Origin of the sequence: Pseudonocardia sp. KRD291 (genome assembly GCF_019263595.1) — a bacterium.
Classification (GTDB): domain Bacteria; phylum Actinomycetota; class Actinomycetes; order Mycobacteriales; family Pseudonocardiaceae; genus Pseudonocardia.
The window spans coordinates 1-21,731 of the sequence record NZ_JADQDD010000083.1 but is presented as its reverse complement, the minus strand read 5'-3'; the positions used below and the strand labels follow the sequence as shown (position 1 = coordinate 21,731).

The following is a 21,731-nucleotide window of genomic DNA, read 5'->3' as shown; positions in this document are numbered from 1 at the left end:
CTGGGCGGCCATCTCCTCGCGCGCGGTCAGCAACCGGCGCTCGCGCTGGGCGGGGGACTCGGTCCCGCGGTCGGTGAGACGGCGTTCGAGCTCCGCGATCGACGGCGGGGCGATGAACACCGTCAGCGCCTCCGGCAGCGCCGCCTTCACCGCGCGCGCCCCCTGCAGGTCCACCTCGACGAGCACCGGACTGCCGGCGTCCAGGGCCCGCTCGACGGGCTCGCGCAGCGTGCCCGAGCGCTGCAGGCCGCCGTGCACCTCGGCCCACTCGAGCAGGTTCCCGTCGGCGACCAGCGCGTCGAAACCGGCCCCGTCGACGAAGTGGTAGTCCCGCCCGGCGACCTCACCCGCCCGCGGCGCCCGGGTGGTGGCGGAGACGCTGAACACCAGGCCGGGAACGGCCTCCCGGAGCCCGGCGACCAGCTTGCTCTTGCCCACCCCGGACGGTCCGGCCAGCACGAGCAGCCGGCCGGAGCTCCGACCGGGCGTACGCGGGCTGGTTCCGGACACGGGCGGGGCGCTCAGTCCGAGAACTCGGCCAGCAGCGCCTTGCGCTGGCGCTCGCCGAGGCCGCGCAGCCGACGGCTGGGGGCGATCTCGAGACGCTCCATCATCGAGGCGGCACGGACCTTGCCGACGCCGGGCATCGCCTCGAGCAGCGCCGAGACCTTCATCTTGCCGAGGACCTCGTCGGAGTCGGACTGGGTCAGCACCTCGCCGAGCGTCGTCCCCCCGCGCTTGAGGCGGTCCTTCAGCTCGGCCCGGGCGCGACGGGCGGCCGCGGCCTTCTCCAGCGCGGCAGCGCGCTGTTCCTCGGTCAGCTGGGGAAGGGCCACGGTTCTCCTCCGATGTGTGCGGTGTCTTCTCGACGTGGGTGGTGCTCGGGTCCGCGGGGGGCGACCGACGCCGGGCACGCCCCCGGCTCCGTGAGCGAACGTACCCACGACCTCCCGGGCAGCGCCAATGGGGGTCCCACCACCGGGTTTGCCGGACCGTGAGTGATCATGCGCACTTGCGGCGACGCGTACCCGCCGCCGCCACTGGGCTCGCCGATCCGGCCCGTCGTCGCATCGGGCGCGCCGTGGGCGGGCACGCCCGTGCCGCCGGGCGTCGCGGTGGGGTGTGAATCGCCGCCCGGCTCCTGTCGCCGACCTCGCGGCGCGTGCTCTCAGCCCGTGATCCGACCCACGGTGGCGATCTCGTCACTCAACGCCAGCGCCGCGCCACGCAGCGCCGACGGGTCCGGGCCCGCCCCGAGCACCGACCTCGCCGCCGCCGGCAGCACGGCCCCGCCGACGCCCCGGAACCGGGCCGCGACGTCGGCCGGGCCCGCGCCCTGCGCGCCCAGGCCGGGCACCAGCACCGGCCCGTTCAGCGCGGACAGGTCGAGCCCGTGCTCGGCGGTGGCACCGACGACGACCCCGACCTCACCCAACGGTGAGGTTCCGGCGTTCGCGGCGGCCGCGGCGTCGACCATCGCCTGCGCGACGGTGCCCTCCCCGGGGCCCGCACCGGGGGACTCACCGGTGCGGGCGAGCTGCACCTGCGCACCCTCCGGGTTCGACGTCCTGGCGAGTACGAACACCCCGCGCCCGGCCTCGGCGGCGGCAGCGAGGCCCGGGGCCAGCGAGCCGAAGCCCAGGTAGGGCGAGAGCGTGACGGCGTCCGCGCCGAGCGGTGCACCCACCCGCAGGTAGGCGTCGGCGTAGCCGTCCATCGTCGACCCGATGTCGCCGCGCTTGACGTCGAGCACGCTGAGCGTGCCGGTCCCGGCCAGGCCGGCCAGCAGCCGCTCCAGGACGGCGATCCCGCGCGAGCCGTGCCGTTCGAAGAACGCCGACTGCGGCTTGACCGACGACACGTGCCCGGCCAGCGCGGACAGGCAGGTGTCGGCGAAGGCGGCCAGGCCGTCCGGGTCGTCGGCCAGGCCCCACGCCGCCAGCAGCGACGGGTGCGGGTCGATCCCGACGCACAACGGCCCGTGCCGGTCGAGCGCCTCGACCAGCCGCCGCCCGAACGGGGCGTGGGCGTTCACGGCGTGCCTGCGGCGGCCCGCTGCTCGCGCAGGGCGGCGTGCGCCTGCTGCAGCGACCGCACGCCCAGCCCGCCGGAGATCAGCGCCTCGATCCCCTGCACCGCGGCCGCGGCGCCCTGCACCGTGGTGATGCACGGGATCCCGCGGGACACCGCGGCGGCGCGGATCTCGTAGCCGTCCACCCGGGGGCCCGGGTTGCCGACCGGCGTGTTCAGGATCAGGTCGACGTCCCCGGCGATGATCGTGTCCACGATGGTCGGAGCCTCCGCGCTGGAGCCCTCGCTGTGCTTGCGCGCGACGGTGACTTCGATCCCGTTGCGGCGCAGAACCTCCGCCGTGCCCTCGGTGGCCAGGATCTGGAAGCCGATGTCGGCCAGGCGGCGCACCGGGAACATCATCGCCCGCTTGTCCCGGTCGGCGATCGAGACGAACACGGTCCCGGAGACCGGCAGCGAGCCGTAGGCCGCGGCCTGCGACTTCGCGAACGCCGGGCCGAACGCGCGGTCGAAGCCCATCACCTCGCCGGTGGACTTCATCTCCGGCCCGAGCAGCGGGTCGACGCCGTGCCCGTCGCGGGTGCGGAACCGGTTGAACGGCAGCACCGCCTCCTTCACCGCGACCGGGGCGTCGCGGCCGGGGTCGCCGCCGTCGCCGACGGCCGGGAGCAGCCCCTCGGTGCGCAGCTGCGCGATCGTGGCGCCCAGCATGATCCGGGCGGCGGCCTTGGCCAGCGGCACCGACGTCGCCTTGGACACGAACGGCACCGTGCGGCTCGCGCGTGGGTTGGCCTCGATCACGTAGAGCGTGTCGCCGTGCAGCGCGTACTGCACGTTGAGCAGCCCGCGCACCCCGACGCCGTGCGCGATCGCCTCGGTCGAGCGCCGTACCTGCTCGATCACGCTGCGTCCCAGCGTGATCGGCGGCAGCGTGCAGGACGAGTCGCCGGAGTGCACGCCGGCCTCCTCGATGTGCTCCATCACCCCGCCGAGGAAGACCTCGTCGCCGTCGCACAGGGCGTCCACGTCGATCTCGATCGAGTCGTCGAGGAACTTGTCCACCATCACCGGACGGTCCTGGCTCACGGTCGTGGCGCGGGCGATGTAGCCGGCCAGCGTCGCGTCGTCGTAGACGATCTCCATGCCGCGCCCGCCGAGCACGTAGGACGGGCGCACCAGGACCGGGTAGCCGATCCGGGCGGCGATCTCGCGGGCCTGCGCGAACGAGGTGGCCATCCCGAAGTCCGGCGCCGGCAGCCCGGCCTTGGCCAGGACCTCGCCGAACGCGCCGCGGTCCTCGGCCAGGTCGATCGCGGCCGCGCTCGTCCCGACCACCGGGACGCCGGCCTCGGTGAGCCGCTGCGCCAGCCCCAGCGGGGTCTGCCCGCCGAGCTGCACGATCACCCCGGCCACCGTGCCGGAGGCCTGCTCGGCGTGCACGACCTCGAGCACGTCCTCGAACGTGAGCGGCTCGAAGTAGAGACGGTCCGCGGTGTCGTAGTCGGTGGACACCGTCTCCGGGTTGCAGTTGACCATCACGGTCTCGAACCCGGCCGCCCGCAGCGCCATCACCGCGTGCACGCAGGAGTAGTCGAACTCGATGCCCTGCCCGATCCGGTTCGGCCCCGACCCGAGGATCAGCACCTTGTCCTTCTCGGTCTGCGGGGCGATCTCCGACTCGGCGCTCGGATCGGTCTCGTAGGCGCTGTAGTGGTACGGCGTCTTCGCCGCGAACTCGGCGGCGCAGGTGTCGACGGTCTTGTAGACCGGCCGGATGCCCAGGCGGTGGCGCAGCGCCCGCACCCCGTCCTCGCCCGCGAACTCCGAGCGGACGACGGCGAGCTGGCGGTCCGAGAGGCCGTGGCGCTTGGCCCGGCGCAGCAGGTCCGCGTCGAGCACCGGAGCGGCCTCGAGCTCGGCGCGCAGCTCGCCGAGCAGCGCGATCTGGTCGACGAACCACGGGTCCACACCTGAGGACTTGGCCACGTCGGCGACGCTCGAGCCCCCGGCCCCGTTGACACCGCGCAGGGCCCGCTCGATGTCGTAGATCCGCCCGTCCACCGGGGTGGCGACGTCCGGCTCGGTCTCCGGGTCGGGCTGGGTCCAGAACCCGGCGAGGCTCGTCTCCATCGAGCGCATGGCCTTGCCGAGCGCCTCCGGGAACGAGCGGCCCAGGGCCATCGCCTCGCCGACCGACTTCATCGTGGTGGTCAGGCGGGGGTCCGCGCCGGGGAACTTCTCGAACGCGAACCGCGGGATCTTGACCACGACGTAGTCCAGCGTCGGCTCGAACGCGGCCGGGGTCTCGCCGGTGATGTCGTTGCGGATCTCGTCGAGGGTGTAACCGACGGCGAGGCGCGCGGCGATCTTCGCGATCGGGAAGCCGGTGGCCTTGGACGCCAGCGCACTCGACCGGGACACCCGCGGGTTCATCTCGATCACGACCAGGCGCCCGGTCTCCGGGTGGATCGCGAACTGGATGTTGCAGCCGCCGGTCTCCACGCCGACCGCGCGCAGCACGTCGATCCCGACGTCGCGCATGTGCTGGTACTCGCGGTCGGTCAGGGTCATCGCCGGGGCGACGGTGATCGAGTCGCCGGTGTGCACGCCCATCGGGTCGAGGTTCTCGATCGAGCAGACGACGACCACGTTGTCGTGGTGGTCGCGCATCAGCTCGAGCTCGTACTCCTTCCACCCGAGCACCGACTCCTCGATCAGCACCTCGGTCACCGGCGAGGCCGCCAGGCCCTGGCCGGCCAGGCGCTCCAGCTCGGCCTCGTCGTAGGCCAGGCCGGACCCGAGCCCGCCCATGGTGAAGCTCGGGCGGATCACGACGGGTAGCCCCAGCTCGCCGACGGCGGCGCGCACCTCGGCCATGGAGTGGCAGACCTGCGAGCGCGGGACGTCACCGCCGACCGCGGTGACGATGTCCTTGAACTTGAGCCGGTCCTCGCCCTTCTGGATCGCCTCCACGTCGGCGCCGATCAGCTCGACGCCGTAGCGCTCCAGCACCCCGTTGTCGTGCAGGGCGATCGCGGTGTTCAGCGCGGTCTGCCCGCCGAGGGTGGCGAGGATCGCGGTGACCGGCGTGCCGTTGTCGCGCTCGGCGGCGATCACCTTCTCCACGAACTCCGGGGTGATCGGCTCGACGTAGGTGGCGTCGGCGAACTCCGGGTCGGTCATGATCGTCGCCGGGTTGGAGTTGACCAGCGAGACGCGGATGCCCTCGGCCTGCAGCACCCGGCAGGCCTGGGTCCCGGAGTAGTCGAACTCGCACGCCTGGCCGATCACGATCGGACCGGAGCCGATCACCATCACGTGCTTGATGTCGTCGCGGCGGGGCATCAGCGGTCCTCCTGCCGGGGCTGCGTGGTCGGGTCGGCGTGCTCGTCACCGGGTCGCGGTGGTGGCCACGGCCGGTCGGTGACCGGGCCGGAACGCCCGGGGCCGCCGTCGTCGGACGCAACGGCGGACGGGTCGACGGCGGACGGGTCGGTCGCGACGTCGTCGTCACCGGGGCGGCGGACGAGTGAGTCCTCGACGTCGGAGAACGGCGCGGTCAGCGGGTCCGGCTCGGCGCCCGGCGGGGCGACGACCGGGAACGGCCCGGTGGGGGCCTCGGCGTCCGGGTCGGCCGGGCCCGGCAACGGGCTCCCGTCGTTCGTCACCGCCGGGGTGTGGTCGGGAGCGGTCCGGTCCGCCTCGCGCAGGGGCTGGTCCACCCCGGGCAGGGGCAGGCCCGCGGCGCCTGCGTAGCCGACCGGGTGCTCGGCCATCAGCGTGACGAACCGGTCGAACAGGTCCGCGGCGTCGTGCGGGCCGGCCGCGGCCTCCGGGTGGTACTGCACGCTGAACGCCGGGAAGTCGGTCCCGGCCATGCCCTCGACGCAGCCGTCGTTCGGGCAGGTGTGGGTGATCTGCGCGGTGCCGAACGGGGTGCGGAACGTCTCGCCCGCCTCGCCCTGCACGGCGAAGCCGTGGTTCTGCGAGGTGATCGCGACCCGCCCGGTGGCGTGCTCGATCACCGGGATGTTGATGCCGCGGTGGCCGTAGCGCAGCTTGTAGGTGCCGCGCCCCAGCGCGCGGCCGAAGATCTGGTTGCCGAAGCAGATCCCGAACAGCGGGATCCGGCGCTCGAGCACCTGCCTGGTCAGCGCGACCGGCCCGTCCGCGGTGGCCGGGTCACCCGGGCCGTTGGCCAGGAAGAACCCGTCCGGGCGCAGCTCGTCGATCGCCTCGATCGCGGTGTCGGCGGGCAGCACGTGCACCTCGACGCCGCGCGCGGCCAGCATCCGCGGGGTGTTGGACTTGATCCCGACGTCCAGGGCGGCGACGACGAAGCGCCGCTCCCCCACCGCCGGGACGACGTAGGGCTCGGCCGTGGTGACCGCGCCGTAGAGGTCCGCGCCCTCCATCTGCGGGCTCTGCCGGACCCGCTCCACCAGGGTCTCGTCCGAGGCCAGCGCCGGCCCGGAGAACACCCCGGCCCGCATCGCTCCGCGCTCGCGCAGGTGGCGCACCGCGGCCCGGGTGTCGATCCCGGCGACCCCGACGACGCCCTGGTCGCGCAGCGCGTCGGACAGCGACCCGGTGGAGCGCCAGTTCGAGGCCCGCCGCGACGGGTCGCGCACGACGTAGCCCGCGACCTGGATCCGGGCGGACTCGTCGTCCTCGGCGTTCCAGCCGGTGTTGCCGATCTGCGGTGCGGTCTGCAGCACGATCTGGCGGTGGTAGGACGGGTCGGTCAGCGTCTCCTGGTAGCCGGTCATGCCGGTGGTGAACACCGCCTCGCCGAGCGACTCCCCGACGGCCCCGAAGGACTCGCCGCGAAAGATCCGCCCGTCCTCCAGGACGAGTAGTGCCGTGTTGCTGCCGGTCATGCCTGCACCTTTCCGTCCCGCACCGTGATCCGGCCACGCAGGATCGTCGCGACCACCGACCCGGGCAGCCGCATTCCCTCGTACGGCGTGTTCGCCGCCCTGCTCGCCAGCGCCGCCCCGCGCACCGTCCACTGGGCGTCCGGGTCGACGAGGGCGAACGTCGCCGGCTCGCCCTCGGCGATCGGGCGGCCCTGGTCGGGCAGCCCGCCGATCTCGGCCGGGCGCTCGGAGAGCACCCGCGCCACACCGTGCCAGTCCAGCAGGCCCGGCTCCACCATCGTCTCCACCAGCACCGACAGCGCCGTCTGCAGCCCGAGCATGCCGGGCTTGGCCGCGGACCACTCGGTGTCCTTGTACTGCGCGGCGTGCGGGGCGTGGTCGGTCGCGACGACGTCGATCACGCCCTCGGCCAGCGCCTCGCGCATCGCGCGGGTGTCCTCGGCCGTGCGCAGCGGCGGGTTGACCTTGTTCACCGGGTCGTAGCCGGTCAGCCGGCCGTCGGTGAGCAGCAGGTGGTGCGGGGTGACCTCGGCGGAGACCCGGACCCCGGCCGCCTTCGCGGTGCGCAGCACGTCGATCGTGCGCGCCGAGGAGATGTGGCAGACGTGCAGCGCGGCCTTCGCGTCGCGGGCCAGCGCGCAGTCCCGGGCGACGATCGTCTCCTCGGCGCTGGCCGGCCACCCGGACAGCCCCAGCCGCGAGGCGACCGCACCCTCGTGCGCCTGCGCCCCACCGGTGAGCCGGTGGTCCTCGGCGTGCTGGGCGATCACCACACCGAGCGAGGAGGCGTACTCCAGTGCTCGGCGCATGATCAGCGGGTCGTTCACGCACCGACCGTCGTCGGAGAACAGCCGGACCTGTGCCCGGGACGCGGCCATCGTGCCCATCTCGGCGAGGCGCTCCCCGCCGAGGCCGACGGTGACCGCACCGACCGGGTGCACGTCGACGAGCCCGATCTCCTCGCCGCGGCGGCGGACGTGCTCGACGACGACGGCCGAGTCGGCCACCGGGTCGGTGTTCGGCATCGCGAAGACGGCGGTGAACCCGCCCAACGCCGCGGCGTGGCTACCGGTCTCGATCGTCTCGGACTCCTCGCCGCCGGGCTCGCGCAGGTGCACGTGCAGGTCGACGAAGCCGGGCAGCAGCACCGCGCCGCCGGCGTCGAGGGTGTCGGCGTCGGACGGGGCGTCCAGACCGGTCCCGATCGAGGTGACGACGCCGTCGGTGACCAGCACGTCGACCGGGTCCTCCCCGTACGGCCGCGCGTTCGTGATCAGAAGGCTGCTCATGCTGTCCCGACTCATTCCGGTGCTCCCGCGAGAAGGTGGTAGAGGACGGCCATCCGCACGTGCACGCCGTTGCGCACCTGTTGCAGGACAGCGGAGCTGGGGGCGTCGGCGACCGCGGGGGCGATCTCCATGCCGCGCACCATCGGGCCGGGGTGCAGGATCGGCGCGTCGTCGGGCAGCAGCGCGGCGCGGGCCTCGGACAGGCCGTAGCCGATCGCGTACTCGCGCGCCGACGGGAAGAAGCCGCCGTGCATCCGCTCGGCCTGTACCCGCAGCATCATCACCGCGTCCAGGGCGGGCAGCTCCGGGTCGAGCTCGTGACCGACCCGGCACGGCCACTGCTCGACCCCGACCGGGAGCAGCGTCGGCGGCGCGATCAGCACCACCTCGGCCCCGAGGGTGGCCAGCAGCAGCACGTTGGACCGGGCGACCCGGCTGTGCAGCACGTCGCCGACGATCCCGATCCGGCGCCCGGCGATCCCGCCGAGCCGCTCGCGCAGCGTCGCGGCGTCGAGCAGGGCCTGCGTGGGGTGCTCGTGGGTGCCGTCGCCGGCGTTGACGATGCTGGTGTGGGTGCCGGTGGTCTCGTTGCCCCGGTCCATCCAACCGGCCAACCGGTGCGCCGCCCCCGACGCCGGGTGCCGCACGACCACGCAGTCGGCGCCCATCGAGGACAGGGTCAGTGCGGTGTCGCGCAAGGACTCCCCCTTCGACACCGAGGAGCCGGACGCGCTGACGTTGACGGTGTCGGCGCTCATCCACTTGCCCGCGATCTCGAACGAGACCCGGGTCCGGGTGGAGTTCTCGTAGAACATCGTGATCACGGTGCGGCCGCGCAGCGTGGGCAGCTTGCGCACCTCGCGTCCGAGCAGCGCCTGGCGCAGCCGGTCGGAGGTGTCGAGCAGCGCCGTGGCCGCGGTCGCGTCCAGGTCGGCGACCGAGAGCAGATGCCTCACGCCTCTCCCTCCGGGTCGGTCGCCACGGTTCCTGCGGTCTCTGCAGCGGCCGGGGCGTCGTCGTCGCCGCCGGTCCGTCCGGCCTGGCCGATGGCGACGCCGTCACGGCCGTCGGACTCGGTGAGCAGCACCAGGATCTGCTCGGTGCGCGCGGTGGGGACGTTCTTGCCCACGTAGTCGGCCCGGATCGGCAGCTCCCGGTGCCCGCGGTCGACCAGCACCGCGAGCTGCACGGCGCGCGGGCGGCCCTCGTCGCGCAGCGCGTCGAGTGCGGCGCGGGTGGTGCGCCCGGACATCAGGACGTCGTCGACGAGCACGATCAGCCTGCCGTCCACGCCGCCCTCGGGCATGGCCGTGTCCTCCAGCGCGCGGGCCGGGCCGCGGCGCAGGTCGTCGCGGTAGAGGGTGGCGTCGACCGAGCCGACGGCCGGGGACGCCCCGGTGAACTCGGTGATCGCGGCGGCCAGGCGGTGCGCGAGGTGCACCCCGCGGGTCGGCACGCCGATCAGCACGACGTCGTCGGCGGAGTCCGGCGAGAACGCGGTCTTCTCGATGATCTGGTGCGCGATGCGCGCGACGGTGCGGGTGACGTCGGCGGCGCTGAGCAGTTCCCGCGTGGGGTCCTGCCCGGCATCGACGTCCCCGCGGCGGAGGTTCGCCACGAGGTGCTCCTTCCCCGCCTCACCGGACGGGCTTAAAGGACGATGGTGCGGTGTCAACCTAGCAACTCCGGGCGCCCCGACAGGCCCCGGACGGGGCGGACGCGACGAACGCCACGCCCGCGGCCGTCACCGGCGCGGTGTGACTGCGCGGTCCCTGCGCGGTGTCACGGTCCGGTCACGACGACCCGCCGTGGTGCCGGACGGTCGGAGTTCGCGTTAGCCGGTTCCGGGCGGCGTCGGTGTCACGGGCCGTCGCCCGCTCGGCCCTCGACGCCCGCTACGGCACCGTCTGCTACCGCTGTCGGGGGGCGGCGACTGACCCGAACGTGTGGGAATTGGCTCGTCAATGCCCCGAGAAGGGGAGCGAGCTTGACCGCGCCGGACAGGACCCGGAGGATTACTCTCCGTATCAATTGATGAACGTGAGGGTGTGCGACGACGGGCTCGCCCGCACGGCGCCACCTCTTTCGACCCGGATGAATCGCCGCAGTGCGCGACTCGCCCCGTCCGGGTCGACACGAACGCAGAGCACCGGAATGAGGGGATCGCCAGATGGGCGACTACGCCAAGGCCCTCGGAGGAAAACTCCGGGCCATCCGACAGCAGCAGGGGCTGTCGCTGCACGGCGTCGAGCAGAAGTCGGGGGGACGATGGAAGGCCGTCGTCGTCGGCTCCTACGAGCGAGGCGACCGCGCGGTGACCGTGCAGAAGCTGGCCGAGCTGGCCGACTTCTACGGGGTCCCGGTGGCCGAGCTCCTGCCCGAGGGGCGCATCCCCTCCGGTAGCGAGCCCGCCACCAAGATCGTGATCAACCTGGAGCGGCTGCAGCAGCTGCCCGCGGACAAGGTGGGCCCGCTGGCCCGCTACGCCGCGGCCATCCAGAGCCAGCGCGGCGACTACAACGGCAAGGTGCTCTCGATCCGCGCCGAGGACCTGCGCTCGCTGGCGATCATCTACGACATGTCGCCCGGCGAGCTCACCGAGCAGCTCATCGACTGGGGTGTGCTTCCGCAGGACGCCCGCCCGGCCAGCCGGGAGTAGCGCCCGGCGGGGCCACGGACGGGCCGGGCACGGGTACCTGGGGAAGGGCTACCCGGCCCGCTGCCCGCGCGGGTTTACAGAGTGGCGCGCAGGCGTTCGGCGATGTCGGAGATCTGGCCGAGCACGCCGTTGACGTAGCGCGGGCTGTCGTCGGTGGACAGCGTCCGGGCCAGCTCGACGGCCTCGGTGATGGCGACCGGATCGTCGATCTCGTCGACCCACAGCAGCTCGAAGACCCCGATCCGCAGCAGCGTGCGGTCCACCGCGGGCATCCGGTCCACCGTCCAGTCGCCCTCGGCGTGCTCGGTGATCAGCTGGTCGATCCGGGCCAGGTGCGCCGTCACGCCCTCGACGATCAGCGCGGCGTAGTCCGAGACCGGAGGGGCGTCGTCGGTCTCCCGGCGCTGGGCCAGTACCACGGCAGGGGCATCCCCGCGGGCCTCGGACTCGAACAGGATGTCCAGTGCGCGCTTGCGTGCCTTCGTTCGTGCGCGCACGTCAGACGCGGCCGAGGTACCGGCCGTCGCGCGTGTCCACCTTGACCCGGGTACCGGTCTCGAGGAACAGCGGGACCTGGATCTCGGCGCCGGTCTCCAGGGTGGCCGGCTTGGTGCCGCCGGTGGAGCGGTCGCCCTGCAGGCCCGGGTCGGTGTGCGAGATGACCAGCTCGACCGAGGTGGGCAGCTCGATGAACAGCGGCGCGTCCTCGTGGAACGAGATCTGCGCGACCTGGTTCTCCAGCAGGTAGTCGGCGCTGCTGCCGACGGTCTTCTCCGGGATCGGGAGCTGGTCGAACGTGTCGCCGTCCATGAAGACGAAGTCGCCGCCGTCGCGGTAGAGGAAGGTCATGTCGCGGCGGTCCACCGTCGCGGTCTCGACCTTGCTGCCGGCGTTGAACGTCTTGTCGACGACCTTGCCGGTCATCACGTTCTTCAGGGTGGTGCGCACGAACGCACCGCCCTTGCCCGGCTTGACGTGCTGGAACGCCGTGACCGACCACAGCTGGCCGTCCAGGTTCAGCACCAGGCCGTTCTTCAGGTCGTTCGTCGAAGCCACGTGCGCGTTCTCCTGCTCGGGTCGGGGTGCTGCGTCGTCGTCGTGGCCGGTCCCTCTCCGCGGTGGCCGGTCCCCCGGGTGACCCCCGGCGGGGACGGCTCCGGTCGCGGCCGGACCGGGTGCGCCGCCGCCACGGGCGGTGCGCACGAGTACGCCCAGCGTACCGGTGCGGTCTGCGGGCCCGACGTGAACCCGTCCGGCCGGCCGGATCACGCGACGCCACGCACGCCACCGCGCCCGCCGCACGGCGGTCGCGGTGGGGCCCTGGCTACCCGGTACCGCCCGCGGCGGCGGCCCGGCGGTACCGGTCGGCGAGCGCGGCGAACGCGAGCTTCGGCTCCCACGCCATGTCCGGGTAGGTCCGCCCGCGGCCGTCCTCGAACACGGTGACGATCCCGAGTGCGGCCATGTCGAGGTCCTCGCGGGAGTCCGGCCGGTGCGGCAGGTGGTAGTTCGCGAACGTGTAGACGAAGGCGGCGTACACGCCCTCCTGGTCGAACACGTCGCACTGCTCGCGCAGGTAGCCGGCCTGCTCGCGCTCGTCGCGGACGTAGTCGCCGTCGAGCCGGGTGACCCGGCCACCTTCGCTCTCGACGATCTCCGTGCCGCGTCCGCCCTTGCGCGCGGCACCCACGTGCGTCGCGCAGCCGAACTCGGTGATCGCGACCGGCTTGCCCTGCGCGGTCAGGGCACGGATCCCGGCCCGGAACTCGTCCTCGCTCTCGGTGGAGCGGTAGCCGGCGTCGGTCGAGACGATGTCGAAGAGCGCCCAGTCGACCCGTTCGAACGGCAGCGAGGCGTAGCTGATCGGTCCGCCGAAGCGCTCCCGGGCCAGTGCCGCGGCCCGGCCGAGGAAGGCGTTGAACCGCTCCGGGAGCGTCGCGAAGCACTCCCGGAGCCGGGCCGCATCCGGGGCGCGCAGCAGCGCCGCGCGGTCGAGGAACGTGTCGCCGGGCAGGAACCCGCCGACGAACAGGCTCAGCTCGGAGCCGGTGAGGAACACGACGTCGGCTCCCCCGGCCCGCAGCCGCTCGGCGCGACCGGCGCAGTCCGCGACGAGAGCGAGCGTCTCCTCGGCGGTCAGGTCGCAGACGAACGGGCAGAACCACACCTGCAGGCCGGCGTCCGCGGCGCAGACCGCGGCGGCCTCGAGGCGGTCCGGGTCACCTCCGGTGATCCGTACGGCCGTGCAGTGCAGGTCCTGCCGGATGATGCGCATCTCGCGGGCCACGACGGCCGGGTCGAAGTGCTCGTGGGTGCTCACCCCCCGGTGGACGAAACCCGCGTCGTAGTTGATCCCGTTCACCCTCATCGACCCGTCGCCTCCCACCGGAGCAATACGGTACTTTATGTACCTTAAATCAGAAGCTAGGCTACTCGACGGATCTTCGCAACGGTACGATCCGTTCCTCACGACGAGGAGGTCGGCATGGCCACCGAGGACCCCGCGGGCACCCGGACGCGGCGGCGCGGGCCGGACCTGGAGCACGCCATCCTGCGCGCCGCCGCCGACGAGCTCACCGAGTCCGGCTACCCCGGGCTGACGATGGACCGGGTGGCGCAGCGGGCCGGCACGAACAAGAACTCGATCTACCGGAGGTGGCCGAACCGCGCCGCGCTCGGCATCGAGGCCTACCGCCTGCTGGCCACGTCGGTGGAGCCGCCGGACACCGGAGACCTGCGCGAGGACGTGCTGGAGCTGCTGCGCCGCGCGAACCGGCACTGGAGCTCACCGCTCGGCGCCATCCTGCGCGACCTGCTCGCCGCCGTCGGAGGAGCCCCGGAGCTGCTCGCCCGGCTGCGCGAGGATCCGCGCGACGACGGTGCCGCGCAGTGGCTGACCGTCCTGGGCCGCGCCGTGGCCCGCGGAGAGGTGCGCCCGGAGTCCCTGCACCCGCGCGTGGCCACCGTGGCGATCGTGCTGGTGCGCAACGAGTTCGTCATGCGCGGCGTCCCGGTCGTCCCGGACGACGTCCTGGTCGAGATCCTCGACCAGGTGTACCTGCCCCTGGTCCGTGCCCGCGGCTAGAGCTCGACGAGCTCGCGGGCCGTCGCCGTCAGCGGCCGCGCCCCGTCCGCACCGACGACGAGGGTGTCCTCGATCCGGACGCCTCCGCGACCCTCCAGGTACACCCCGGGCTCGACGGTGAGGACCTGGCCGGCGGCGACCGTCTCGTTGCTGCGCGCGGACAGCCAGGGCGGCTCGTGGATCTGCAGCCCGACCCCGTGGCCCAGCCCGTGCACGAACTGTTCGCCGAACCCGGCCTCGACGATCACGTCCCGGGACGCGGCGTCCACGGCGCGGGTCTCGACGTCCGGGGCCAGCGCGTCGCAGCCGGCCCGGTGCGCGGCCGCGACCAGGTCGTAGAGCTCACGCTGCCAGTCCGCGGGCGGGCCGAGCACGAACGTGCGGGTCATGTCCGAGTGGTAGCCGCGCACCAGCGCGCCGAAGTCCAACTTCACCAGGTCACCGCGGCGCAGCTCGGTACCGGTCGGCCGGTGGTGCGGGATCGCCGAGTGCGCCCCGGCCGCGAGGATGGTGTCGAACGCCGGCCCGGCGGCGCCGAGGCGCCGCATCCGGGTCTCCAGGTCCAGTGCCACCTCCAGCTCGCTGCGCCCGGCCGCGAGACCGCCGTCGGCGAGCAGCCCGGCCAGCGCCTCGTCGGCGACCGCGCACGCCGCGCCGACGGCCTCGACCTCGTCGGCGTCCTTGACCGTCCGCAGCCGGGCGACCAGACCGGGGGCGGGGCGCAGATGCCGTCCGGGTGCGGCCGCGACCAGGGCGGCGTGCGCGTCCACGGTCAGGTCGTCGGACTCGAATCCGAGCACGGTGCCGGGCGCCACGGCGCGCGCCGTCTCCGCGGCGCAGGCGCGCGCGACCACCGTGCGGACGTCGCCGACCTCGGCCGCGGCCTGGGTGGTGTAGCGGCCGTCGGTGCAGAACACGTCGCCGTCCGGGCCCGCCGCGGACACCACGAGCGCGGCGTTCGAGCCGGTGAACCCGCTCAGGTACCGGACACCGACCAGGTCGGTGACCAGCACCGCGTCGAGTCCGTCGGCGCGCAGGAGCACGCGCAGGGCATCTCGTCGCTCGGGTGCCGCCATGCCGTGGACACTAGGCGACCGGCCCGGGCACCGGCGGCGTCCCATTAGGCTGCCCGCATGAGCGAGGGCCTGTACTTCCGTCAGCTGCTGTCCGGGAAGGACTACGCGGTCGGCGACCCGGTGGCCACCCAGATGGTCAACTTCTCGTACCTGATCGGCGACCGCGCCACCGGCGAGGCGGTCGTGGTCGATCCCGCCTACTCCCCGGACGACCTGCTGGCCACCCTGGACGCCGACGGCATGCGCCTGACCGGCGTGCTGGCCACCCACCACCACCCCGACCACGTCGGCGGCTCGATGATGGGCTTCGACCTGGTCGGTCTGGCCGAGCTGCTCGGGAAGTCGCCGGTGCCGGTGCACGTGCAGCGGGACGAGTCGGACTGGGTGACGCGGGTGACCGGCCTGTCCGCGACCGACCTCACCCCGCACGACCACGACGACGTCGTCCAGGTCGGCTCGGTGCCGATCCGGCTGCTGCACACCCCCGGACACACACCGGGCAGCCAGTGCTTCCTGCTCGACGCGCCGGACGGCCCGCGCCTGGTCGCCGGGGACACGCTGTTCCTGCAGGGGTGCGGGCGCACCGACTTCCCCGGCGGCGACGTGGACGCGATGTACCGCAGCCTGCAGCACCTGGCCGGGCTGTCCGGCAACCCGACGGTCTACCCCGGGCACCGCTACTCCGACGCCCCCAGCGCCCCGCTGGACGACGTGCAGCGCAGCAACATGGTCTACCGCGCCACCTCGGCCGAGCAGTTCCGCGCCGCGTTCGGCAACTGAGCAGCCGGGTTCGGTAACCGAGCGGGCCGCGTTAGGGAAGTGAGCGGGCCGGTCTCAGTGCCCGACCGGCGCCTGCCGGCGCAGGACCGTGTCGGGTACCGCCGTCGCCGCCGACGACGGGTCGAGGGTCACCCGGCGTCCCTCCGGATGGCAGCCGGACGCGCCGATGACGAGCTGGTGGCTCGTGCCCGACGCCGCGACGAGGTCGTAGTGGCCGTCCGGTCCGCACCGGGCCCGGCCCACCTGGCGCCCCTGGGTGTCGATCAGTGTGGCGACCGCGCCGGGCAGCGGTGCGCCCCGGTCGTCGAGGACGCGCCCCCGCACGGCGCGGGCGGTGGGCCCGCCCGAGGACTGCCCGGCCGGGTACTGCCCGGACGGTTCCGCGGCATCGGTGCCGGCGCCGTCACCCGACGACTGCCCGGCGCCGCCGGCGCCGCCCCTGCGCGCCCCCGGGTCGCCGCCGGACGGGCGGCGCCCCGCGACCAGGTCCGCCACACCCACCAGCAGGGCCAGGACGACCAGACCCACGGTGACGACGAGTCCGGTCGAGATCGCGCTGGTCCAGTCGCCCCGGTCGGCGGCCAACCGGCCGAAGAACACCGCTCCGACCGCCGAGATCCCGACCGCCGAGCCGATCCGCTGGCCGGTCTGCAGCACACCGGCGGCCGTCCCGCCCTCGCGCGCCGGCACGTCCTGCAGGGCCAGCGTCTGGTTCGGCGCGATCACCAGCCCGCTGCCCAGGCCGGCCACCAGCAGCGGCCCCGCGATCGCCCAGCCGACCTGCTCCGGCCCGGTGCGCAGCACCAGGTCGGTCGCCACCAGCCCGGCGGCGACCACCACCAGACCGCCGACGACGAGCGGCTGGCCGAACCGCGCCACCACGCGGCCCCCGACCGCGGAGGAGACGGCGGAGCCGACCGCGAACGGCGTCAGCGCCAGGCCCGCCTGCAGCGGCGTGTAGTCCAGGCCCTGCTGCAGGTACAGCGTGAGCACGAAGAAGATCGACGTGAAGCCGGCGAAGTAGAGCAGGCCCACCGAGGTGCCCATCGCGTAGCTGCGGGTACGCAGCAGACCGAAGTCCACCAGCGGGTGCCCGTGCGTCGCCCGTGCCCGCCGCTCCCACACCACGAACGCCACCATCAGGACCGCGGCCACGCCGAGCAGCCACCAGGGCGCCGCCGCGGGGTCCCGTTCGGAGAGCACCAGCGGCAACATCAACGCCACCACGGCCAGGCCGAGCAGCAGCGCGCCGACCGCGTCGAGCGGACGCGAGGCGCCGCGGGCCTCGTCGCGGGGCAGCAACCGGGCCCCGAGCACGAGACCGGCGACGCCGATCGGCACGTTGACGTAGAACACCCAGCGCCAGCCGTCGTCGGTGCCGGCCCACTGCAGCAACAGCCCGCCGAGCAGCGGCCCGACGGCGGTGGACACCCCGATCACGGCGCCGAAGAGCCCGAAGGCGCGGCCGCGCTCGGGACCCTGGAACAGCTGCTGGATGAACCCGATCACCTGTGGGTTGAGCATCCCGCCCGCGGCCCCCTGCAGCAGCCGCGCGACGACCAGCCAGGTGGGGTCGGTCGCCAGCCCGGCCAGTGCGCTGGTCAGGGTGAACAGGGCCAGCGAGATCAGGAACATCCGGCGACGGCCGCGGTCGTCGCCGAGCCGGCCCGAGGACACCAGCACCAGGCCGAACGTCAGCGCGTAGCCCGACACGACCCAGGACAGCTCGGCCGCCGACGCGCCGAGTCCGGACTGCATCGCCGGCAGCGCGACGTTGACGATGCTCACGTCGAGCAGGGTCATGAACCCGGCGATCAGGCAGACGGCCAGGGCGCTCCAGCGGCGCGGGTCGGGTGTGGTGGAGGACGTCACCGGCGCATCGTCGCCCGTCCGCCGCCCGCGGGCACGTCGACGCCCCCCGGTCACCGGCCGGATCGGTACGAAACGCTCAGACGATCGCCGAGTAGGCCCGTTCGAGCAGCTCCGCGGACGGGTCCTCCAGCCGGCCGGGCCGCGCCAGGCCGTCGAGGACGACGAAGCGCAGCATCCCGGCCCGGGACTTCTTGTCCCCCTTCATCGTCTCCACCAGCTCCGGGAGCACACCGGGGACGTAGGACACGGGCAGGCCCACCGAGTCCAGGACGGCGCGGTGCCGGTCGCTGGTGGCGTCGTCGAGGCGTCCCGCGGCGCGGGCGAGCTCGGCGGCGAACACCAGTCCGACGCTGACCGCGCTGCCGTGGCGCCAGCGGTAGCCCTCCCGGCGCTCGACGGCGTGCCCGAGCGTGTGGCCGTAGTTGAGGATCTCGCGCAGGTGCGACTCGCGCAGGTCCGCGCCGACGACCTCGGCTTTGACCCGGATCGACCGCTGCACCAGCTCGGCCAGCACCGGGCCGGACGCGTCCAGCGCGGCGACCGGGTCGGCCTCGACCAGGTCCAGGATCACCGGGTCGGCGATGAACCCGGTCTTGAGGATCTCCGCGGACCCGGCGACGAGCTCGGCCTCGGGCAGGGTGCGCAGCGTGTCCAGGTCGACCAGCACCGCCGACGGCTCGTGGAACGCCCCGACCAGGTTCTTCCCGGCCGCGGTGTTGATCCCGGTCTTGCCGCCGACCGCGGCGTCGACCATCGCCAGCAACGTGGTCGGCACGTGCACCACCGCCACCCCGCGCATCCAGGTGGCGGCCACGAACCCGGCGAGGTCGGTGACCGCTCCCCCGCCGAAACCGACGACGACGTCGGAGCGGGTGAGCCCGGCGTCGGCGCACGCCTGCCAGCACTGGGCGAGTCCGTCGAGGGACTTGCCCTCCTCGGCGTCGGCGACCTGCACGCGGTGCGCGGCCACCCCGGCCGCGGCCAGCTCGGCCCGCGCGGCCTCCGCACGCCCGAGCAGCGTCGGCGGGTGCACGAGCAGCGCCGACCGGGCCCCGAGGCCGGTGACGGTCCCGCCCAGCCGGTCCGCGACGCCGTGCCCGACCCACACCGGGTAGGGCCGCTCGGCGGCGACGTCGATCCGGGTCGCCCCGGCGGCCGTCCCCGGCCCCTGCCCCGCGGCGGGGCCGGCTGCGGCGCTCACGAGGCCTCCGACGGGCCGGGCGCGCCGATGCCGGGATGCGGCAGTGGGGCGTCGTCGCGGACGGTGGGCCGGTCCAGCGGGTCGGGCGCGTCCGGCGAGGCGGGCGGCTCCCCGGCCGGGGCCTCCCCGAGCGCGGCCAGCACCGAAGCCACGACCTGGTTCGGGCTCCGGCGCGACGTGTCGACCTGCACGGTGGCGACCTCGCGGTAGAGCGCGGCGCGGGCGTCGAGCAGCGTGCGGAACGTCGCCCGCGGGTTGACCCCGGCCAGCAACGGCCGCGCGGTCGACATCCCGGTGCGGCGCATGCCGTCGGCCACGTTGACGTCCAGGGCCAGTACCCGGTGCTCCCGCAGGATCTCCCGGGTCGCGTCGGCGAGCACGGATCCGCCACCGAGTGCGAGCACACCGTGTCCCGCGCGCAGCGCCTCGGCGACGACCTCGCGCTCCAGCGCCCGGAACGCGTCCTCGCCGTCGGTGGTGAACATGTCGGCGATCGGGCGCCCGATCCGCTCCACGATCACCGCGTCGGTGTCGGCGAAGCTCAGCCCGAGCCGCCGGGCAAGCAGCTTGCCGATCGTCGACTTGCCGGACCCGGGCGGCCCGACGACGACCACGAACGGCCGGCCGTCGGGGTCCGGGCCCCGGCCGGTGGCGCCGTCCTGCGCGGCGGCGTTCACGGCGCCACCCGCGTCCCGGCGGAGGCCTCGAGGTAGCTCGCGAGGTTGCGCCGGGTCTCGGCGATCGAGTCGCCGCCGAACTTCTCCAGGGCCGCCTGGGCCAGTACGAGCGCCGTCACCGACTCCACGACGACGCCGGCCCGCGGCACCGCGCACGCATCCGAGCGCTGGTGGATCGCGACCGCCTCCTCGCCGGTGGCGGTGTCGATCGTGCGCAGCGCCCTGGGCACCGTCGAGATCGGCTTCATCGCGATCCGGACCCGGACCGGCTCGCCGTTGGTCATGCCGCCCTCGATCCCCCCGGCCCGGTTGGACAGCCGCTGCACCGGATCACCGGGCACCATCTCGTCGTGCGCCGCGCTGCCGCGGCGGTGCGCGGTGCGGAACCCGTCGCCGATCTCGACGCCCTTCATCGCCTGCACGCCCATCAGCGCACCGGCCAGGCGGGCGTCGAGGCGCCGGTCGGCCTGGACGTAGGAGCCGACACCGACCGGCATCCCGTAGGCGATCACCTCGATCACCCCGCCCAGGGTGTCGCCGTCGTCGTGCGCGGCGTCGATCTCGGCCATCATCGCGGCGGACGCGTCTTCGGTGAACGCCCGCACCGGGCTCGCGTCGACCCGCTCGGAGTCACCGGGGCCGGGCACCGGGCCGTCGTCGGGCGCGTCGACGGCGCCGATCGCCACCACGTGCGACACGACGTCGACGCCGAAGGCCTGCTTGAGGAAGGCCTTGGCCACCGTCCCCAACACCACCCGCGAGGCCGTCTCCCGGGCGCTGGCGCGCTCCAGGACCGGTCGGGCGTCGTCGAAGCCGTACTTGGTCATCCCGGCCAGGTCGGCGTGCCCGGGCCGCGGTCGGGTCAGCGGGGCGTTGCGTGCCCGGTTGGCGATCAGCTCGTCGTCGACCGGGTCGGCGGCCATCACCGTCTCCCACTTGGGCCACTCGGTGTTGCCGATCCGCACCGCGAACGGCCCGCCCTGGGTGATCCCGTGTCGCAGGCCGCCGATCACCTCGAGCTCGTCGGCCTCGAACGACATCCGCGGGCTGCGGCCGTGGCCGAGCTTGCGGCGCTCGAGCTCGGCGTTGAGCTCCTTCGTGGTGATCTCGACACCGGCGACCATGCCCTCCAGCACGGCCACCAGCGCGGGACCGTGGGACTCCCCGGCAGTGATCCATCGCAGCACGGCGTCCATCCTCTCACCCGGTACCGGCCAGGCCTGCCGAACCCGCCGCGAACAAGACCACGGCCCAGGCCGCGGCCAGCATCGACGGCCCGTGCGGCACCGACGCGCAGCGATCCCACCGCCGCCCGGCCAGACCGGCCGCCGCCAGCAGGCCGGTCAGGACGAGCGCGAGCGCCGCCCCGGCCGGGAGCGCGGCCCAGGACGGCCCGGCCAGGGCCGCGCCCACCGGCGCCGCGAGCTTCACGTCACCGGCCCCCATCGCGGCCGGTGCCACCAGGTGCACGACCGCGTGCGCCGCCGCGAGCAGCGCCGCCCCGGCGACCCCGCGCAGCACCGCGTCCGCGCCGAGCGGCACGAGCAGGGCCAGCACCAGCGGCAACGCGGGCAGGGTCAGGGCGTTCGGCAGCCGGCGGTGGCGCAGATCCACCGCGGACCCGGCCACGCCCAGCCATCCCAGGCCGAGCAGCAACGGCACCAGGACACCCGGGAGCGCGCCGAGCGACCACCACAGCACGGGCACCGACCAGAGCAGCGCCGTCGCCAGCTCGCACCACGGTGACGGCACGTCGGCACCGCGCCGCAACCCGGCCAGCCATCGCCGGGTCAGCGCCCCGGCAGCGGCACCGGCCGCCGCGGCCGCGACGGTCAGCACGACGACTGTTCCGAACGGCGCGCCCGACCCGAGCGGCGCGGCCAGACCGAACGGCGTGGCCGGCCCGAACGGCGCAGGGGACCCGAGCGGCGTAGCGGCGGTGAGCACGGAGACCAGGTGTCGTTCCATGCGCCGATCCTCCGGCCCCCGCGGGGTGCCGCAGGGCCGATCCGAGATCTGGGGACGGACGCGCCGGGTTGTGGACCGAGCCCGCGCGAACGGCGCAGCCCACTGTGGCGAACGGTCCTACGAGGCGCACCGCTACCCCGCCCCCCAGCCACGACCGGCGCTCTCGTCGGAAAGGTTCCGACGACCGTGCCGCTCGTCGGGCGGAGCAGCGGG

At 74.1% G+C, this 21,731-nt stretch carries 19 protein-coding genes and 1 pseudogene; 3 read left to right on the top strand and 17 right to left on the bottom strand.

Annotated elements, in window-relative coordinates:
• The 8 genes and pseudogenes from gmk to pyrR all read right to left on the bottom strand — a co-directional run.
• Nucleotides 1–510: guanylate kinase (gene gmk / locus I4I78_RS13985; protein ID WP_308252098.1), on the bottom strand; the 510-nt coding region annotated here is incomplete at its 3' end.
• 11 nt (nucleotides 511–521) lie between these two features.
• Nucleotides 522–836, bottom strand: coding sequence for an integration host factor, actinobacterial type (gene mihF, locus I4I78_RS13980; protein ID WP_218611734.1), 315 nt, complete (start codon nucleotides 834–836; stop codon nucleotides 522–524).
• Nucleotides 837–1,168: 332 nt separating this feature from the next.
• Nucleotides 1,169–2,035: an orotidine-5'-phosphate decarboxylase gene (pyrF, locus tag I4I78_RS13975; RefSeq protein WP_218611733.1), complete on the bottom strand. Its 867-nt coding sequence runs from the start codon at nucleotides 2,033–2,035 to the stop codon at nucleotides 1,169–1,171.
• A complete protein-coding gene (gene carB, locus I4I78_RS13970; RefSeq protein WP_218611732.1) occupies nucleotides 2,032–5,376 on the bottom strand; it encodes a carbamoyl-phosphate synthase large subunit in 3,345 nt (1,114 codons plus the stop codon). Before carB ends, pyrF begins: the two co-directional genes overlap by 4 nt.
• Nucleotides 5,377–5,798: 422 nt before the next feature.
• A pseudogene (gene carA, locus I4I78_RS13965) lies at nucleotides 5,799–6,911 on the bottom strand (glutamine-hydrolyzing carbamoyl-phosphate synthase small subunit); the annotation flags it as partial.
• Nucleotides 6,908–8,200, bottom strand: a complete 1,293-nt coding sequence (locus I4I78_RS13960; RefSeq protein ID WP_218611730.1) for a dihydroorotase — start codon at nucleotides 8,198–8,200, stop codon at nucleotides 6,908–6,910. The gene I4I78_RS13960 and the pseudogene carA, both read right to left, overlap by 4 nt.
• A gap of 11 nt (nucleotides 8,201–8,211) precedes the next feature.
• Complete coding sequence (locus I4I78_RS13955; RefSeq protein ID WP_218611729.1) at nucleotides 8,212–9,156, bottom strand: aspartate carbamoyltransferase catalytic subunit; 945 nt, start codon at nucleotides 9,154–9,156, stop codon at nucleotides 8,212–8,214.
• Entirely contained in the window at nucleotides 9,153–9,818 is a 666-nt protein-coding gene (gene pyrR, locus I4I78_RS13950; protein WP_218611728.1) for a bifunctional pyr operon transcriptional regulator/uracil phosphoribosyltransferase PyrR, read from the bottom strand. The genes I4I78_RS13955 and pyrR overlap by 4 nt, the downstream gene beginning before the upstream one ends.
• 552 nt (nucleotides 9,819–10,370) lie before the next feature.
• On the opposite strand from pyrR, the gene I4I78_RS13945 reads away from it, so the two are divergent.
• Nucleotides 10,371–10,859 (top strand): transcriptional regulator, encoded by a 489-nt coding sequence (locus I4I78_RS13945; RefSeq protein ID WP_218611727.1) that lies wholly within the window; start codon nucleotides 10,371–10,373, stop codon nucleotides 10,857–10,859.
• A 74-nt stretch (nucleotides 10,860–10,933) separates the two neighbouring features.
• Here I4I78_RS13945 and nusB read toward each other — a convergent pair whose 3' ends face one another.
• From nusB to I4I78_RS13930, 3 genes are all read right to left on the bottom strand, one after another.
• Nucleotides 10,934–11,356: a transcription antitermination factor NusB gene (gene nusB / locus I4I78_RS13940; protein ID WP_218611726.1), complete on the bottom strand. Its 423-nt coding sequence runs from the start codon at nucleotides 11,354–11,356 to the stop codon at nucleotides 10,934–10,936.
• A 1-nt stretch (nucleotide 11,357) separates the two neighbouring features.
• A complete protein-coding gene (efp, locus tag I4I78_RS13935; protein WP_218611725.1) occupies nucleotides 11,358–11,915 on the bottom strand; it encodes an elongation factor P in 558 nt (185 codons plus the stop codon).
• A 268-nt stretch (nucleotides 11,916–12,183) separates the two neighbouring features.
• Nucleotides 12,184–13,227 (bottom strand): hypothetical protein, encoded by a 1,044-nt coding sequence (locus I4I78_RS13930; RefSeq protein ID WP_218611724.1) that lies wholly within the window; start codon nucleotides 13,225–13,227, stop codon nucleotides 12,184–12,186.
• Between the two features lie 117 nt (nucleotides 13,228–13,344).
• Between I4I78_RS13930 and I4I78_RS13925 the strand changes: the two genes are divergently transcribed.
• The gene (locus I4I78_RS13925; protein ID WP_218611723.1) at nucleotides 13,345–13,944 is read left to right on the top strand and encodes a TetR/AcrR family transcriptional regulator; all 600 of its coding nucleotides are present in this window, start codon (nucleotides 13,345–13,347) and stop codon (nucleotides 13,942–13,944) included.
• Here the strand turns inward: I4I78_RS13925 and I4I78_RS13920 are convergent.
• Complete coding sequence (locus I4I78_RS13920) at nucleotides 13,941–15,020, bottom strand: Xaa-Pro peptidase family protein (protein WP_218611722.1); 1,080 nt, start codon at nucleotides 15,018–15,020, stop codon at nucleotides 13,941–13,943. The genes I4I78_RS13925 and I4I78_RS13920 overlap by 4 nt on opposite strands.
• 57 nt (nucleotides 15,021–15,077) lie before the next feature.
• Here I4I78_RS13920 and I4I78_RS13915 point away from each other — a divergent pair, with 57 nt between their 5' ends.
• Complete coding sequence (locus I4I78_RS13915) at nucleotides 15,078–15,800, top strand: MBL fold metallo-hydrolase (protein WP_218611721.1); 723 nt, start codon at nucleotides 15,078–15,080, stop codon at nucleotides 15,798–15,800.
• Between the two features lie 54 nt (nucleotides 15,801–15,854).
• Here the strand turns inward: I4I78_RS13915 and I4I78_RS13910 are convergent, their stop codons facing one another.
• From I4I78_RS13910 to I4I78_RS13890, 5 genes are all read right to left on the bottom strand, one after another.
• Nucleotides 15,855–17,672, bottom strand: a complete 1,818-nt coding sequence (locus I4I78_RS13910) for an MFS transporter (protein ID WP_308252097.1) — start codon at nucleotides 17,670–17,672, stop codon at nucleotides 15,855–15,857.
• A gap of 76 nt (nucleotides 17,673–17,748) precedes the next feature.
• Entirely contained in the window at nucleotides 17,749–18,873 is a 1,125-nt protein-coding gene (aroB, locus tag I4I78_RS13905; RefSeq protein WP_308252096.1) for a 3-dehydroquinate synthase, read from the bottom strand.
• Nucleotides 18,870–19,550, bottom strand: coding sequence for a shikimate kinase (locus I4I78_RS13900; RefSeq protein WP_308252095.1), 681 nt, complete (start codon nucleotides 19,548–19,550; stop codon nucleotides 18,870–18,872). Before I4I78_RS13900 ends, aroB begins: the two co-directional genes overlap by 4 nt.
• Nucleotides 19,547–20,737 (bottom strand): chorismate synthase, encoded by a 1,191-nt coding sequence (aroC, locus tag I4I78_RS13895; protein WP_218611720.1) that lies wholly within the window; start codon nucleotides 20,735–20,737, stop codon nucleotides 19,547–19,549. Before aroC ends, I4I78_RS13900 begins: the two co-directional genes overlap by 4 nt.
• A gap of 13 nt (nucleotides 20,738–20,750) precedes the next feature.
• The gene (locus tag I4I78_RS13890; RefSeq protein ID WP_218611719.1) at nucleotides 20,751–21,518 is read right to left on the bottom strand and encodes a prepilin peptidase; all 768 of its coding nucleotides are present in this window, start codon (nucleotides 21,516–21,518) and stop codon (nucleotides 20,751–20,753) included.
• Nucleotides 21,519–21,731: the final 213 nt, after the last annotated feature.

Coding starts and splice junctions, on each gene's coding strand:
- carB (WP_218611732.1), bottom strand. CDS start 5,376: ATGCCCCGCCGCGACGACATCAAGCACGTGATGGTGATCGGCTCCGGT.
- I4I78_RS13960 (WP_218611730.1), bottom strand. CDS start 8,200: ATGAGCAGCCTTCTGATCACGAACGCGCGGCCGTACGGGGAGGACCCG.
- I4I78_RS13945 (WP_218611727.1), top strand. CDS start 10,371: ATGGGCGACTACGCCAAGGCCCTCGGAGGAAAACTCCGGGCCATCCGA.
- I4I78_RS13930 (WP_218611724.1), bottom strand. CDS start 13,227: ATGAGGGTGAACGGGATCAACTACGACGCGGGTTTCGTCCACCGGGGG.
- I4I78_RS13925 (WP_218611723.1), top strand. CDS start 13,345: ATGGCCACCGAGGACCCCGCGGGCACCCGGACGCGGCGGCGCGGGCCG.
- I4I78_RS13920 (WP_218611722.1), bottom strand. CDS start 15,020: ATGGCGGCACCCGAGCGACGAGATGCCCTGCGCGTGCTCCTGCGCGCC.
- I4I78_RS13915 (WP_218611721.1), top strand. CDS start 15,078: ATGAGCGAGGGCCTGTACTTCCGTCAGCTGCTGTCCGGGAAGGACTAC.
- I4I78_RS13890 (WP_218611719.1), bottom strand. CDS start 21,518: ATGGAACGACACCTGGTCTCCGTGCTCACCGCCGCTACGCCGCTCGGG.